Here is a 16471-nt window from a genome sequence, read left to right on the forward strand (position 1 = left end):
ATTGAATGCATGCGCGCCTTAGCTGAGTTCATCATGCGAGGCCGAATGCAGGCCACTCTCGTGGTGGCCGGATGTGCAACATTGCCGTTGTTGTATTGGTTGGGTGCTGCCGCCGGGAGCCTTGTGCTGCTGCGGCGCGGATTGGCGGACGCCCTTGGCGTTCTGTCCCTGGGACTGCTGCCAGCCTTGATCTGGTGGCTGTATGCCGACGACCCACGGGCACTTCTGGTGCTGCTGGGGTCTGCGGTGCTTGCGTTGGTTTTGCGCGCAAGCGAATCCTGGGTCCGTACGCTGCTGGTCAGCGTAGTGATCGGAGTGGTGTTTTCAGTGGTGCTCGGGGTCGCGTTTGCGGCCCAGATCGAGATGCTCGCACAGGCCCTTATAAAGGTCATGCCGGCGCTTCTCGGTGAGACCTACAAGCAATTGTCGGTCGATGAGCAAGCGCGTTTCGCGTCCCTGATTGCACCGGTCCTGACCGGACTGATTGCGGCCTTGTTGCAGATCGTCAGCGTGCTGAGCCTGATTGTCGGGCGGCATTGGCAGGCGTTGTTGTACAACCCGGGTGGTTTCGGTCGCGAGTTTCGCGCCATCCGCATCCCGCTGGGGCCGGCGATGTTACTGCTGGCGTTGATGCTTCTGGGCCCGAATCTCGGTGCACAGATGGCCATGTTGACGCCGTTGTGCAGTGTACCGCTGGTGTTCGCCGGGCTGGCCCTGATTCATGGGCTGGTCGGGCAGAAGCGACTGGCCGGTTTCTGGCTGGTGGGGTTGTACGTCACGCTGCTGTTGTTCATGCAGCTGATCTATCCGTTGCTCGTGGTTCTGGCCATTGTCGACAGCCTGATTGATTTTCGCGGTCGTCACGTGTCGAAAGACACCGACAGCGCGAACGGTGAAGGTTAAAAGTTAGAGGATTTTCACATGCAACTGATCCTTCTGGAAAAAATCGCCAACCTGGGCAACCTGGGCGACAAAGTAAACGTTAAGGCCGGTTACGGCCGTAACTACCTGCTGCCTTTCGGCAAGGCTACCGCTGCGACCGCTGCCAACCTGGCTGCGTTCGAAGAGCGTCGCGCCGAGCTGGAAAAAGCTGCCGCAGACCGTAAGGCATCGGCTGAAAGCCGTGCTGCCCAACTGGCCGAGCTGGAAGTGACCATCACTGCCACCGCTGGCGACGAAGGCAAGCTGTTCGGTTCGATCGGTACTCATGACATCGCTGACGCACTGACCGCTTCCGGCGTTGAAGTGCAGAAGAGCGAAGTTCGTCTGCCGAACGGCACCATCCGCAACGTGGGTGAATTCGACGTGGCCGTGCACCTGCACGCCGAAGTTGAAGCCACCGTACGCGTTGTCGTGGTAGCAGCTTAAGCAACATCGATCGGCTGGCGGCTTGTCCGTCAGACGGTTAACATCGGGCACGATCCTGTTTACAGGTCGTGCCCTTTGTCTTTCTGAATTCCCCGCTTTTCACTAATACTCAAGTGGCCATGAACGATATCTCCGCTCCCGAGCAATACGATCTGCAAACCGCTGCCCTGAAGGTGCCGCCGCATTCCATCGAGGCCGAACAGGCCGTACTCGGTGGTCTGATGCTGGACAACAACGCCTGGGAACGCGTGCTCGATCAAGTCTCCGACGGCGATTTCTATCGACATGACCACCGCCTGATCTTCCGTGCCATCGCCAAACTGGCCGATCAGAACTCGCCGATCGACGTCGTGACCCTTGCCGAGCAATTGGACAAGGAAGGTCAGACGTCGCAAGTCGGCGGCCTCGGCTATCTTGGCGAACTGGCGAAAAACACGCCGTCCGTCGCCAACATCAAGGCCTATGCGCAGATCGTCCGCCAGCGTGCGACGTTGCGCCAACTGATCGGGATCAGCACCGAGATCGCCGACAGCGCCTTCAACCCGGAAGGCCGTACTGCCGAAGAAATCCTCGACGAAGCCGAACGGCAGATCTTCCAGATCGCCGAAGCGCGGCCGAAGACCGGCGGCCCGGTCGGCGTCAACGAGCTGCTGACCAAGGCCATCGACCGCATCGATACCCTGTTCAACACTGCAGACGCGATCACCGGCCTGTCCACCGGCTACACGGATCTCGACGAGAAAACCAGCGGCTTGCAGCCGTCCGACCTGATCATCGTCGCCGGCCGTCCGTCGATGGGTAAGACCACCTTCGCAATGAACCTGGTGGAAAACGCCGTGTTGCGCAGCGAGAAAGCGGTGCTGGTCTACTCCCTCGAGATGCCAGGCGAATCGCTGATCATGCGTATGCTGTCGTCGCTCGGCCGGATCGACCAGACCAAGGTGCGTTCCGGTCAGCTCGAAGACGATGACTGGCCGCGCCTGACTTCGGCGGTCAACCTGCTCAACGATCGCAAACTGTTCATCGATGACACCGCGGGTATCAGTCCTTCGGAAATGCGCGCGCGAACCCGGCGCCTGGTGCGTGAGCATGGCGACGTCGGTCTGATCATGATCGACTACCTGCAACTGATGCAGATCCCCGGGTCCAGCGGTGACAACCGAACCAACGAGATCTCCGAGATTTCGCGATCGCTGAAAGCGCTGGCCAAGGAATTCAACTGCCCGGTAGTCGCCCTGTCGCAGCTCAACCGTTCCCTTGAACAACGTCCCAACAAGCGCCCGGTGAACTCCGACTTGCGGGAATCCGGAGCGATCGAGCAGGACGCCGACGTGATCATGTTCGTTTACCGTGACGAGGTGTATCACCCGGAAACCGAGCACAAGGGCATCGCCGAAATCATCATCGGCAAGCAGCGTAACGGTCCGATCGGGTTCATTCGGCTGGCGTTCATCGGCAAGTACACGCGTTTTGAAAACCTTGCGCCTGGCAGCTACAACTTCGACGACGACGAGTGACAGCAGGACGAAATCGACCGGCCCGCTGTCACGCTGCACCGCTTACCCAGTCGCGCCGCTTGGTCCCGGACTTTCGTCCGCAGGCGTGCCGTCTACAGCAGGTGCCTCGACGGTCGCTCGGGGCTGCAGTTCCTTGCGCGTCAGCGTTTGAATCAAAGTCGCTTCGACAATCGCCAGCTGCGCCGTCACATCATCGGTTTTTGATTTGTATTGAGCGTCGGTCAGCAGGCGTTGCGCTGACTGGCTGTCCAGCATCTCTTGCCGATCCTGAAACGGCTGGCGGCTCGCATCGAATTGCGCCTGGTATTTGTGAACGATGAAGTCCTGCCAGAAATCCATCGATACCAGCGCCTGAAATTCTTCGGGCGAACCGTCCAGCGCAATGACCTTTTTATAAGCCACCTCCAGCATGGCCGGAGTCACCCCGGCCATGCCGATAAAAGTGAGGGATTGCGGTTGAAACGGTAATTGCAGCCGATCCTTGAGGCCAAAGCGATAAGCCATGGTCATTTCATGGGGATCGCGGATGCGCAGGCTGTGGCTGTTTCGCAGCTCCGGGGATGTTGCCGGATTGTCGATGATTGCCTTGCTCGACGCGATCTCTGCTGCCGCAATCTCGTCAACGTGCTTCAAACGAAACAATCCTTTGGACAATTCCACCAATGGCCCGCCCTGCAGGTCCTGTCTGGCCTGCACGCGAGCCTTGTGCGTCATGGCCAGCACCTGCAGGTCGGTGAACGTCGCTGCGGCGAGGTCAGTGCAACCGGCTTCGCATGCGCGAGCGAACAGCTCCCTGCGCAAGGTTCGCGACTGCGGATTGTCTTGGGTGATGACATCGATCACGTCCCAGGCCTGGCGCCGGAAATCGGCGTGGTGAACGCGGCTTGCCAGGATGTTGAAGAAGCCGTCCGAGCCTTCATGTTCGCGCAATGTGCGCCATTGCGCTGTTCTGCGGGAGACTTCATCGACGGTTAATCCCGCGGTCCATTGCGGGTCCGGTTCCATGTTGTTTCTTGCAATGGGGCGCCGGGTAACGGTGACAGACGTCGAGATCAGGTTGGATCTTCGGTTCAGTGGCGTTCTCGCCAGCCTCAGTCGCTCGCCGTAGGCTTGCAACTGCAGGCGGCTGGCGTCAGACAACGGGTTATTGCTCACCAGCGTGCCACTGTTGACCTGAACCGAATGCGCCAGGCGCTCGACGGCCACTGGGGTGACAAACTCAGGAATCGTGGTGATCTGATTGTCGCTCAGATCGATTCTGGTCAGCCGGGGTTGATCGAACAGGCCGGTCGGCCACTGTGAGATTCCGGTGTTCGCCAGACTGGCTTCACGCATATCGGGGATCTGGCTGAAGTCCGGTAGCACGCCAAGATGCGGATTATTGTCTATCCAGAGTGCTCTGAGGGTAGTGCGTTCGGCCAGTATTTGCGCCGTTTCCGCGTTGAGTTCAAGTTGGTTGTTCTGCAAGAACAGCCGCGTCATCCCATGCATTTCGCCCACGGCCGGCGGTAAGTCCCCCAGCCCGTTGCTCGACATGTCGAGCCAGCGCACATGACGAAAGCGGGTGAGGAAACCTTCCGGAGACGCCGTCAGGCTCATTCCGCTCAACCGCAGTGAGCCAACGTGACTGAAGTCCATGCTCAGATCCGGCAGCGTCGGCAAGGTCAGGCCGCTCAAGTCAAGTTCCAGGCCAATTGGCGAGCCATCAAAAGCGTGCACCTGCGCCGTTTCACGCCGCCAGCAACTGATGATTCGATCACGCGCGGTGGTGCGGTCATTGCGGGTCATGGCGTTGACTTGCAGTTCATTGGCACGCACGTAATGCTGCCTGTTGCCAGCGCCGGAAAACACCCAATCGTCGAGCTGGCCTTTCAGCTGTTCGAACTCTTGTTCCAGCGCGAGCAAGCGCGGGGCAACGGTGCCTCGGTCATGATTCCAGATGAATTCTCTGCACTCTTTAATGGTTTTGGCCGGATACAGAGTTCGATAGCGTTGCGCCCTCGAGTTTTCGCTATCGAACACGGCGGGGTGGGCGGGCTCCATCAGTTCGGGGTGAGATTCTTTGAGGCGCTTCCAGTAGCTGTCGAATTTTCGCCAGTACGCAGCCGGAAAGTCGTTGCCTTCAAGCCGCGTGACATTGTTGATTCGCGCGACAACGGACAGCGTCTCGGGTGTCGGGTTGAGGTTTGCCTGGGGAACCTCGCTCAAGCGATTGTCGCGCAGGTCCAGGCTGGTCAAGCCGGTTTTATCCAGCAGCCCGACCGGCCACTGATTGAGGCCGGTGTTTTTCAGATTCAAGACCTGCAAGCCGGACATGGCGCTGAAGTCGGGCACTGTACGCAGTTGGTTGTTGGACAGATCGATGTGTTTCAACTGATGCAATGCACTCACTGCCGAAGCGCTTTGCTCATCCAGCTTTATCCGGTTTGAACTCAGGTTCAGATGGCTGAGTTTGTCCAGCTCGGCAATCCTGGCGGGTAATTTTTCAAGGCCTGAGTGGACAATGGTCAGGCTTTGCAGATTGGGGCAGTTGGACAGGAGAGTAGTGGCCGTGTCCGACCAGATCACCGAGTCGAGTTCGAGGGTTCTGACGTGACTGAAGTCCACGGTCAGCAATGGCAGCGGGCCGTACATCGGTGGCAGTTTCAGCACGCCATCCGAGTCGCCCAGCCAGCAGCCTCTGATGATTCTTGCCAGGCGCGTTGCGTTGATCCTGTCCGGCCCCATGACGCTGGCCGGGCCGGGTTGACTGTCGGCTATATAAGCTTGCAGTTGCGTTTCCAGCAGTTCGAAACCGGCGATCCGTTGGGCTATCCGAGTCTCGGCGTCATCACCTAGGCCGATCAGATACTCCCTGGCGGCTTGCACATCCTTGTCCGGGTACATGCGTCGTACCATCGCTAATTCAGGAATTTCCCCATCCAGTCTGAACGCATCTGCTCGAGAGTCAGTGCGCATCGATGGAAAATCGTTCGCCACACGCCGCCAGTACACTTCGAGGGATCGCCAATAGCCGGCAGGGAAGGGGTTGCCTTCAATCAGGGTGACCGAGTTGATACGGGCGCTGGCCAAGAATTGATCGCTGGGCGGATTGAGGATCGCCTGCGGAATTTCGCGCAGTTGGTTGTTGCGCAGGTCGACCACCTGCAGTGCCCCCTGCTCGCGCAGACCGCTGGGCCAGCTCTGCAGTCCGGCGTTGCTCAGGTTCAATGACCGCAGTTGCGACATGCCGCTGAAGTCCGGCGTTTTTCCGAGCGGGTTACCCGACAGATCCAGTTGTTCTAGCTGGTGGAGCGCGCCGAGTTCTATCGCCGTTTGCTCACTCAGCTCGATGTGATTGGAGTTCAGCTCCAGGGTTTTGAGACCGGACATCTTCGCAATGCCGGCGGGCAGCTTATCCAGTGAGGAGTGGGTGACCGAGAGTTTTTCGAGGTTGGGAAAACTGCCGAGGAAGGTGTCGGCGCTGTCAGTCCAGGCAAGCGCTTTCAACTCCAGCGTGCGTACATGGCTGAAATCGGCAGTCAGTGGGGCGAGGATTGCATCCCCCAGGTCAAGTTTCAGCGTCTCCCCGGTCTGGCGCTTCCAGCAGCGTTTGATTTCCTCGACCGCATGCTCCACCGCGGGGTGCGCAGGGTCGGTGGCGGACTCTGGGGAAGTCTTCTTGATCCAGGCAGCGAGTTCTGCCTTGAGCAACGTGTATTCATTCTCGCGCTGGCTCAGAAAGCTGCTGACGTTTTCCCCCTTCGAGCGCAGAAGTCGAGTGATTCCCTCGCTGTCGAGTGCCGGAAAGAGCTTTCGTGCACGTGACTCAGGGGTACGCAAACGATTGACCGCCGTGGCAAGCCGTTGCAACAGGCCTGGGTGTGCGGGGGCGCCCGACTCGCTACGGAACATGCCGCCGGCACCGCCGACCTCGGTTCCCAGCCAGCCTTCGCGGGCATCGAAAATAATCGGTTCCGACCGCCCCGGACGCGTGGCGATATACGTATTGGCGCTGTCGCGGGCAACCGGATCCTGCGCACGGACGATACGCATCACCGTCGTCGACGGGGTTGACGCATCAACGTCGTGCAGCACTTGATAGCTGTGGTTATCGATCACCGCATACAGTTTGCCGTTGAACCGGTGCAGACCATCGTTGCCGCTTTGCAAGCCGCTGAAGTCCAGCGGTGTACGGAATGCCTCCAGGCGGGTGGCCGACAACGCGATACCGATCGGTTCGAATTGTTCCAGCTCATGCCAGACACCTGAACTGGAGTCGCGCAGCAGCACCGGGCCCGAGGGGCTGGACTCGCTGGGCCGTCTGGCTCTGTACAGTCCCGTTTCCGGATCCTTGCCGACCAGTACGATGCCACCGGGCACGTCGACGTACTGACGGCCCTTGTGCGTTCTCAAACCGTCAGCATTGCGATCCGACAAGCCGCTGGCCGCGGGCACCCAGTAGTGCTCCAGGGACTGACTTGCCCCATGCGCATTATCAATGGGCGACCCGGGCTGATGAACCGTGACGCCTGGTGCCGGCTCGATCGCGTCGATATCGGCTGGCGTTGGCAAGCGGCCCGGTCGTGATGACTGCCCACCGGGTATCGAGATCTCTGAAGCTGTGCGCAGTGGCAAGTCGAGACGCGGGGTGTCCACGTCTGGCACAGCGTTTTGCCGAACCGGGGGGTTGCCGGAACTGTTTCCTCTGGGAGGCGATTTAACGGGCATGTCTTTCTATCCTTGCAGGGTTTGCGCATCAGCCCGACTGAACGGGAACTGATGGCAGGGTCGGCGTCATTGCCTGATGGATCGTGTTGTCCCGAGTCCTTCACTCAGCCCTGGCGGGCACAGCAGCCGGGTTGGCCAGTGCAAATATTTTGCTCGCGGTCTTGCCATCGAAGGTCTGGCGCCAGATCGCCACGTGCGGCAAGCCGGCCTGTTCGTCACGGCGCTGAGCGTCGATGCCGCGTCGGCTCTGTTCTAGGGTTTTAAGGTGGCCGCCCCGTGTGGTGAAACTCAGGGGCGGGGCGTCGGGCTGGTCATAGTGGAAATGTGCCTCCCACAGCGGTGCGTCATTGGCGCGATCAGTGATCGAATAAACGTCGAGAAATGACTTGCTCTTGCCTTTGCCCAACTGCTTGCGATCAACGGTTTTGCTCACGCTGACTTCGTCGGCATCCATCAGATAATTCAAACGCATGATGTCGAGCACGTCGCTGTTCTTGTACATGCGCACAAGAACGCTTCGGCCATGCGCTTCCAGTAACCTGGCAGCGGTTCGCAAACGCGCAGCCAGGTCGAGGATTTCGCGGTCACCGGGCGCGTCCTCATGGCCTTCCAGGCGTCTCGCCTGCTCGTTCATACGCTCGGTTTCTTTGCTCAGGTCTTCGACAATCTCGCTCGGATTGGCTTTTCTCGTTTCATCCACCCTGGCCTTGGCAACATGTTGTTCGACATCGGTCAGTAACCGTTTCGCCTCGGCGACCAGCTGGGGTCTTGGGGTGCTGGCGATAGGCGGTCGCACTGGCAACCATTCACCCTGTCGTTTCTCATAGCGGGCGGAGGGAGAGCCCGGGCGCAACGGGTCTGGAACCCTGACGATGACATTGCCGTCCTGAGCGGTTTCCGTTTCGCCGACCAGAACCCGGTAGGTGCCGTGTTGGCGGACCCGGAATACTTTCCTCGGTGTCAGGGGGCGGGGACTTTCGGAAGGGTCGGGCTGCGCTGGCAGGAAATCGAAATCGATGTCGTGGTCGATGTCGGGCAGTTCCCGATCGCGGCCGATCGATTCCAGAATGCCGCTGAGCCTGTTTTCGATCCGCGTCTCGAGTGGATCAATCAGATTGAGGATTTCCCTGAGATAGCCGGCCTTCACAGCATCGGTGTCAGCGTTGGCGACCAGTTGCATTGCAAATCGGGACCTGTCCGCCCTGATCTGGTCAAGGCTCAAGAGCAGCGCCATCGGGTGCTCGTGTTGCGGAATGTTTTTCAGGTCTCCGGTGACCAGGTCGACACAGGAAAGCGATGGCATGGTGGTGTTGGGCGAATGGTCTGGCGTGCCCGCATAAAGGTGTACGTAAAGGGTCAGCTTGTTGAAGTTGATGCGCTCGGCCGACGGTACTTGCTGCCTGATTTCTTCGAGTATCGGCTCCGCTCCAGGCGCGGCTTTTCTGATTTCTGCCAACACCACTTCACGTTCTTCGATAAACCTCAGTTTCTTGTTCAGGTGAGGAATGATCTTTTTGCAACTGTCGGCATCCAGCCTGGAAATCGTAGGCTTGACCCTCAGGTCCATGACCGCCATGAGGCGGTTGAGGAATTCGCCGCGTTCTATGCGAAAGGTGTGCAGTTCCTCCTTGAACAACCCGCCGGCTTTGGCAAGGACCAGCCATTTCCTGTTGAGTACCAGCGATTCCACGAAATCCGCCTGCTTTTGCACATGCTTGAGCAGGTGCACTTCAAGGCTCAGCAATTTTGCGTTTCGCTCTGCGCTGCCCTCTGGCAGTTTCCGGGTTTCTTCCCAGAGGGTGTTATGACGTGCCGACGAGTTGGTCAAATCGGTGTGGGCCTTGTGAAAAGGCTCATACATCTGCATCAGCGTATCTTTACTCAAGCGCGCAATCTCTGCGTCCTGAATGACTTTTTTCAGGTCTGGCAGGTGATAGACCCAGCGACTGCCGTCATCGCGCCTGACCGGCCGCGTCTCGCCGCTGCGGCTGACCCGGTAGATGTTTGCGCTGTCGGCTGCCACGGGGTCTTTCTGGTTGACGATACGCCAGGCTTTTTGTGTCGCAGTGGAGGCGCTCACATCGTGCATGACCCGATAAACGTGATTGTGCAGGGTCAGGTATAGCCGACCCTCATGGCGCACCAACCCGTCGCTGTCGACCTTGGCGTCGGTGATATGCACAGGCGTGTGAAACGTCTGCAGGTGAGTGTCGGCCAACGTAACGGCGTCACCGTCGTTGAGCGAATGCCACAGTCCGCTGCCAGTGTCACGCAGCATGAGCGGACCCGAGGCAACCCGCTCGGCGGCGAGTTGGGCACGGTAGAGGCCGGTCTGCGGATCGACTCCGACCAACACGATGCCGCCATCCGCGACATCGACGTATTCGCGTCCTTTGTACGTCCTCAAACCCTCGGTATTGGCGAGGGACAAGCGTTCAGGAGCCGGGATTCGATAGCGCTCCAGCGATTGTGGCCCTGTGGCGCCCCTTTCTACCGAGGCCGTAGTCGCATGCGCTATGACGACTGGAGATTGTCTTGTCAGCTCAGGGCCGGCTGTGCCGTGAGTGCCGAGCGGCCGCACCGGAGGAGGGGTGGACAGGGACGGTTCAGGCTGCGTCCGTGGTGCTCGCCCGCTATGGCCTGGCTGCGGCGAATCCGGGCTGGTCGGAAGATTGACTTTGATGCTGCCCTTGGCGGGCTGTTTGGGTGACATTGCTTCATCCTTGAAGGGTTGTCACATCAGTCGGCACAGATGCTCGACTAATGGATGTTGTATTGGAACGCTGATTTTTTTCACTGTGACGGGCTGTCAGGCAGGCTCGACGTGGTTGTAAGAGAAACCGACCATTGCCGTCGGAATTGGTTAATTTTTGTGCTATATTCCGCGCCCGCGATTTTTCACTTCAACACCGGTCGTCGACATGCAAGCAGCCAAGCCGTTATTTGACTATCCAAAATATTGGGCCGAATGTTTCGGGCCAGCGCCATTCCTGCCGATGAGCAGGGAGGAGATGGATCAGCTTGGCTGGGATTCGTGCGACATCATCATTGTTACCGGAGATGCCTACGTCGATCACCCGTCGTTCGGCATGGCAATCATCGGCCGGCTGCTGGAGTCGCAAGGCTTTCGCGTCGGGATCATTGCGCAGCCGAACTGGCAGTCCAAAGACGACTTCATGAAGCTCGGCGAGCCGAATCTGTTCTTCGGCGTCGCGGCGGGCAATATGGACTCGATGATCAACCGCTACACCGCGGACAAGAAAATCCGTTCCGATGACGCCTACACGCCCGGCGGCATGGCCGGCAAGCGTCCGGATCGCGCGAGCCTGGTCTATAGCCAGCGCTGCAAGGAAGCCTACAAGCATGTACCGATCGTGCTCGGCGGCATCGAAGCCTCGCTGCGCCGCATCGCCCACTACGACTATTGGCAGGATCGCGTGCGCAACTCGATCCTGATCGACGCCAGCGCCGACATTCTGCTGTACGGCAATGCCGAGCGGGCCATCGTTGAAGTCGCCCAGCGTCTGTCGTGGGGTCACAAGATCGAAGACATCACCGATGTCCGCGGCACTGCGTTCATCCGTCGCGACACGCCGCAGGGCTGGTACGAAGTCGACTCCACGCGAATCGACCGTCCGGGCAAGGTCGACAAGATCATCAACCCGTACGTGAATACCCAGGACACTCAGGCCTGCGCCATCGAGCAGGAAAAAGGCCCGGTCGAAGATCCGCAGGAAGCCAAGGTTGTGCAGATTCTGGCCAGCCCGCGCATGACCCGCGACAAGACCGTGATCCGCCTGCCGTCGATGGAGAAGGTGCGTAACGATCCGGTTCTGTACGCCCACGCCAACCGCGTGTTGCACCTGGAAACCAACCCGGGCAACGCCCGTGCGCTGGTGCAGAAACATGGCGAGGTCGATGTCTGGTTCAACCCGCCGCCGATTCCGATGACCACCGAAGAAATGGACTACGTGTTCGGCATGCCGTACGCACGTGTGCCGCACCCGGCGTACGGCAAGGAAAAGATCCCCGCCTACGACATGATCCGTTTCTCGGTGAACATCATGCGTGGCTGTTTTGGTGGCTGCACTTTCTGCTCGATCACCGAGCACGAAGGACGGATCATCCAGAACCGTTCCGAAGAGTCGATCATTCGCGAAATCGAAGAGATCCGCGACAAGGTTCCGGGCTTTACCGGCGTCATTTCCGACCTCGGCGGCCCGACTGCGAACATGTACCGCATTGCCTGCAAGAGCCCGGAAATCGAATCCGCGTGCCGCAAGCCGTCCTGCGTGTTCCCCGGTATCTGCCCGAACCTGAACACCGACCACTCGTCGCTGATTCAGCTGTACCGCAGCGCCCGTGCGTTGCCGGGTGTGAAGAAGATTCTGATTGCCTCCGGGCTGCGTTACGACCTCGCCGTCGAGTCGCCGGAGTACGTCAAGGAGCTGGTGACCCACCACGTCGGCGGTTACCTGAAGATCGCCCCGGAACACACCGAGGAAGGCCCGCTCAACCAGATGATGAAACCGGGCATCGGCAGCTATGACAAGTTCAAGCGCATGTTCGAGAAGTACACCAAGGAAGCGGGCAAGGAGCAGTACCTGATTCCGTACTTCATCGCCGCCCACCCGGGCACCACCGACGAAGACATGATGAACCTCGCCCTGTGGCTCAAGGGCAACGGCTTCCGCGCCGACCAGGTGCAGGCGTTCTACCCGTCGCCGATGGCCACCGCCACGGCGATGTACCACTCGGGCAAGAACCCGCTGCGCAAGGTCACCTACAAGAGCGACGGCGTGACCATCGTCAAGAGCGAAGAGCAGCGTCGCCTGCACAAGGCATTCTTGCGTTACCACGATCCGAAAGGCTGGCCGATGCTGCGTGAAGCGTTGGTGCGCATGGGCCGCGCCGATCTGATCGGCTCGGGCAAGGATCAGTTGATTCCGGCGCATCAGCCGACGACCGACAGCTACCAGAGTGCCCGTCGCAAGAACTCGACGCCGGCCGGCAGCCACAAGGTCGCCAAAGAGAAGACCACCAAGATCCTCACCCAGCACACCGGCCTGCCGCCGCGTGCCAGTGATGGCGGTAATCCGTGGGACAAGCGTGAACAGGCCAAGGCTGCGGCATTTGCCCGCAACCAGCAGGCGGCCAAGGAGCGCAAGGATGCGGCGAAGGGCAAAGGACCGAAGCCGACGCGCAAGCCGGTCGTGCCGCGCTAAATACTGCTTAAGCTGAACAGAACGCCAACCTCCGGGTTGGCGTTTTGCATTTCAGGCCTCAGGAAATTAGTTGTTGCCGCTAGCCTCTTCGCGAGCAGGCTCGCTCCCACAGGGGAGCGCAATCCAAATGTGGGAGCGAGCCTGCTCGCGAAAGCGTCCGATCAAACACGGCAAGAATCAGCGTCCGCAACATTTGCGTGCAACTGAGCCAAAGCATTTCCTCGCATCGCCCGGTTTTGGTGCTGTACTGCCTTGAGCATTTCGAGAAAGCGCGCTGGCCTGTGCATGGCATAAGTCTTGCGCGCTTTCCTCTACGCCCAGGCTCGCAGGAGGCACGCCGTGTCGATTCATGTCGCATTGCATCACGTCACGCATTATCGCTACGACCGCGCTGTCGAACTCGGCCCGCAGATCGTCCGCCTGCGCCCGGCGCCCCACAGTCGCACGCGGATTCTGTCCTATGCGCTGAAAGTCTCGCCCGAGCAGCATTTCATCAACTGGCAACAAGACCCTCAGGGCAATTACCTGGCACGCCTGGTATTCCCGGAAAAAACCACAGAGCTGCGCATCGAAGTCGATCTGCTCGCGGAGATGGCGGTGTTCAACCCGTTCGACTTCTTCCTCGAACCCTACGCCGAAAAGATTCCGTTCAGCTACGCCGCCGATGAGCGCAAGGAGCTGGCGCCGTACCTGGAAACCTTGCCGCTGACCCCGACCTTCAAGGCTTACCTGGACAGCATCGACCGCACGCCGCTGCCTGCCGTGGATTTTCTGGTGGCGCTCAATCAGCGTCTCAGCGAAGACATCGGTTACCTGATTCGCATGGAACCGGGCGTGCAAACCCCGGAGCACACTCTCCAGCACGCTTCTGGCTCCTGCCGCGACTCGGCATGGCTGCTGGTGCAGTTGCTGCGCAATCTCGGTCTGGCGGCACGGTTTGTCTCCGGTTACCTGATTCAACTGACCGCCGACGTGAAAAGCCTCGACGGCCCGTCCGGCACCGACGTCGACTTCACCGACCTGCATGCCTGGTGCGAGGTGTATCTGCCGGGTGCCGGCTGGATCGGCCTCGATGCCACGTCCGGGCTGTTCGCTGGTGAAGGACATATCCCGTTGGCCTGCAGTCCCGATCCGTCCTCGGCGGCGCCGATCAGTGGTCTGGTCGAACCTTGCGAAACGCAGTTCAGCCACGAGATGTCAGTCGAGCGAATCTGGGAAGCGCCGAGGGTCACCAGGCCCTACACCGATGAGCAATGGCGGGCGATCCAGGCGCTGGGCCGGCAGATCGACGCCGACCTGCTCGAAGGCGATGTGCGCCTGACCATGGGCGGCGAGCCGACCTTCGTCTCCATCGATGACCCCGACGGCGCCGAATGGAACACCGCCGCGCTGGGGCCGGACAAGCGTCGGCTGTCCGCCGAACTGTTCCAGCGCATGCGCAAGCAGTACGCGCCGCAGGGGCTGGTGCATTTCGGCCAGGGCAAGTGGTATCCCGGCGAACAATTGCCGCGCTGGTCGCTCAATTGTTACTGGCGCCGCGACGGACAGCCGATCTGGCACAACGACGCATTGATTGCCGACGAGCAGCAGGACTACGGCGCCGACGGCGAACTGGCCGGGCGCTTTCTGGCCAGCGTCGCCGAGCGTCTGAAGTTGCCTGCGCGCTTTGTCTTCCCGGCCTACGAGGATCATCTCTATTACCTGTGGCGCGAGGGCGCGTTGCCCGGCAACGTCAGCGCCGAAGATTCGCGCCTGGAAGATCCGTTGGAGCGCTCCCGGCTGCGCAAGGTTTTCGGTCAGGGCCTGAACAAGGTGATCGGTCAGGTGCTGCCGCTGGCGCGCACGGCCAAGGGCGATCAGTGGCAGAGCGGGCGCTGGTATCTGCGCGATGAACATTGTCGTCTGGTGCCGGGGGATTCGCCCTTGGGGTATCGCTTGCCCCTGGCGTCGCAGCCGTGGGTGAAGGCGGCGGAATATCCGTTCATCCATCCCAACGATCCGAATCAGGACTTTGCCGAGCTGCCGGATCCCGCGCAACTCGGGCTTCACGGCGAGCCGGCTGCGGTGGATGAGCGCGTGCCGAAAATCGATGAGTCCGCTGACTGGCTGACCCGCACCGCATTCTGCGCCGAGGCCCGCGAAGGGCGGCTGTATCTGTTCATGCCACCGCTGGAGCGGGTCGAGGATTATCTGGAACTGGTGTCGGCCATCGAGGCCACCGCCGAGGAACTGCATTGCCCGGTGCTGCTGGAAGGTTATGAGCCGCCGAGTGATTCGCGCCTGAGCAATTTCCGGATCACTCCGGATCCTGGTGTGATCGAGGTCAACGTGCAGCCGTCGGCGACCTGGGACGAGTTGGTCGAGCGCACCGAGTTTCTTTACGAACAGGCGCGGCAAACCCGCCTGACCACCGAGAAATTCATGATTGACGGGCGCCACACCGGTACCGGCGGCGGCAACCATTTCGTCCTCGGCGGCGCGACACCGGCGGATTCACCATTTCTGCGGCGGCCGGACCTGCTGCGCAGCCTGATCAGTTATTGGCACAACCATCCGTCGCTGTCGTACCTGTTTTCCGGGCTGTTCATCGGCCCGACGTCCCAGGCGCCACGGGTCGATGAGGCGCGCAATGATGCCTTGTACGAACTGGAGATCGCTTTCGCGCAGATACCCGAACCGGGCGAAGAATGCGCGCCGTGGCTGGTGGATCGGCTGTTGCGCAATCTGCTGATCGACGTTACCGGCAACACCCATCGCGCCGAATTCTGCATCGACAAACTGTATTCGCCGGACGGCGCTACCGGGCGTCTCGGTTTGCTTGAATTGCGCGCATTTGAGATGCCGCCACACGCGCAGATGAGTCTGGCCCAGCAGTTGCTGTTGCGGGCATTGGTTGCAAGGTTCTGGCGCGAGCCTTACGCGCCGCCGAAGCTGGCGCGCTGGGGCACTGAGCTGCACGACCGCTTCCTGCTGGCGCACTTTATCGAGCAGGATTTTGCCGACGTCATCGTCGAGCTCAACCATGCCGGCTATCCTTTGCGCGCGGAGTGGTTCGCTGCGCATCTGGAATTTCGTTTTCCCAAGGTCGGCGACTACGCCGTCAACGGCATCGAGCTGGAGCTGCGCCAGGCCCTCGAACCCTGGCACGTGCTGGGCGAGGAGGGCTCGGCGGGCGGCACGGTGCGCTACGTCGATTCTTCGCTGGAGCGCTTGCAGGTCAAGCTCAACGGCCTGGCGCCGCAGCGGTATCTGCTGACCTGCAATGGCGTCGCGGTGCCGTTGCACCCGACCGGACGGGTGGGCGAGTTTGTCGCCGGGGTGCGCTTTCGGGCCTGGCAACCGGCCAACTGTCTGCACCCGACCATCGCGGTGCACGCGCCGCTGGTGTTCGACCTGCTCGATACCTGGATGGGACGTTCGCTGGGCGGTTGCCAGTATCACGTCACCCACCCCGGCGGACGCAATTACGAGACCTTGCCGGTCAACGCCAACGAAGCGGAGAGTCGGCGCATGGCGCGGTTTTTCCGCCTCGGACATACCCCGGGGAAACTTGCGATACCTGAAGTGGACATCAGTGACGAACTGCCGATGACCCTCGATTTGCGACGTTTCTAAGTCTCACGTGACACGCGGATTTTTCGTATATCCGCG

At 60.3% G+C, this 16471-nt stretch carries 7 protein-coding genes; 5 read left to right on the top strand and 2 right to left on the bottom strand.

Going from position 1 to position 16471, the window contains the following annotated elements:
- Positions 1-9 precede the first annotated feature (9 nt).
- The 3 genes from BLU71_RS24670 to dnaB all read left to right on the top strand — a co-directional run bounded on the left by BLU71_RS24670 (position 10) and on the right by dnaB (position 2885).
- Complete coding sequence (locus BLU71_RS24670; RefSeq protein WP_042608968.1) at positions 10-903, top strand: hypothetical protein; 894 nt, start codon at positions 10-12, stop codon at positions 901-903.
- An 18-nt stretch (positions 904-921) separates the two neighbouring features.
- Positions 922-1368 (top strand): 50S ribosomal protein L9, encoded by a 447-nt coding sequence (gene rplI / locus BLU71_RS24675; RefSeq protein ID WP_003221136.1) that lies wholly within the window; start codon positions 922-924, stop codon positions 1366-1368.
- A 119-nt stretch (positions 1369-1487) separates the two neighbouring features.
- Complete coding sequence (gene dnaB, locus BLU71_RS24680) at positions 1488-2885, top strand: replicative DNA helicase (protein ID WP_016771936.1); 1398 nt, start codon at positions 1488-1490, stop codon at positions 2883-2885.
- Positions 2886-2927: 42 nt separating this feature from the next.
- Here dnaB and BLU71_RS24685 read toward each other — a convergent pair whose 3' ends face one another.
- On the bottom strand, positions 2928-7322 hold the full coding sequence (locus BLU71_RS24685; RefSeq protein ID WP_231982443.1) for an NEL-type E3 ubiquitin ligase domain-containing protein: 4395 nt from the start codon (positions 7320-7322) through the stop codon (positions 2928-2930).
- A gap of 373 nt (positions 7323-7695) precedes the next feature.
- The gene (locus BLU71_RS24690) at positions 7696-10308 is read right to left on the bottom strand and encodes a hypothetical protein (RefSeq protein WP_231982444.1); all 2613 of its coding nucleotides are present in this window, start codon (positions 10306-10308) and stop codon (positions 7696-7698) included.
- Between the two features lie 208 nt (positions 10309-10516).
- On the opposite strand from BLU71_RS24690, the gene BLU71_RS24695 reads away from it, so the two are divergent.
- Both BLU71_RS24695 and BLU71_RS24700 read left to right on the top strand, forming a co-directional pair.
- Positions 10517-12820, top strand: coding sequence for a YgiQ family radical SAM protein (locus tag BLU71_RS24695; protein WP_064363086.1), 2304 nt, complete (start codon positions 10517-10519; stop codon positions 12818-12820).
- Positions 12821-13159: 339 nt separating this feature from the next.
- On the top strand, positions 13160-16435 hold the full coding sequence (locus BLU71_RS24700; RefSeq protein WP_083354085.1) for a DUF2126 domain-containing protein: 3276 nt from the start codon (positions 13160-13162) through the stop codon (positions 16433-16435).
- Positions 16436-16471: the final 36 nt, after the last annotated feature.

Origin of the sequence: Pseudomonas moraviensis (assembly GCF_900105805.1) — a bacterium.
Taxonomy (GTDB): domain Bacteria; phylum Pseudomonadota; class Gammaproteobacteria; order Pseudomonadales; family Pseudomonadaceae; genus Aquipseudomonas; species Aquipseudomonas moraviensis_A.

Bases quoted from the DNA above. Each gene is read 5' to 3' on its own strand.
- BLU71_RS24670 (WP_042608968.1), top strand. From the start codon at position 10: ATGCGCGCCTTAGCTGAGTTCATCATGCGAGGCCGAATGCAGGCCACT.
- rplI (WP_003221136.1), top strand. From the start codon at position 922: ATGCAACTGATCCTTCTGGAAAAAATCGCCAACCTGGGCAACCTGGGC.
- dnaB (WP_016771936.1), top strand. From the start codon at position 1,488: ATGAACGATATCTCCGCTCCCGAGCAATACGATCTGCAAACCGCTGCC.
- BLU71_RS24690 (WP_231982444.1), bottom strand. From the start codon at position 10,308: ATGTCACCCAAACAGCCCGCCAAGGGCAGCATCAAAGTCAATCTTCCG.
- BLU71_RS24695 (WP_064363086.1), top strand. From the start codon at position 10,517: ATGCAAGCAGCCAAGCCGTTATTTGACTATCCAAAATATTGGGCCGAA.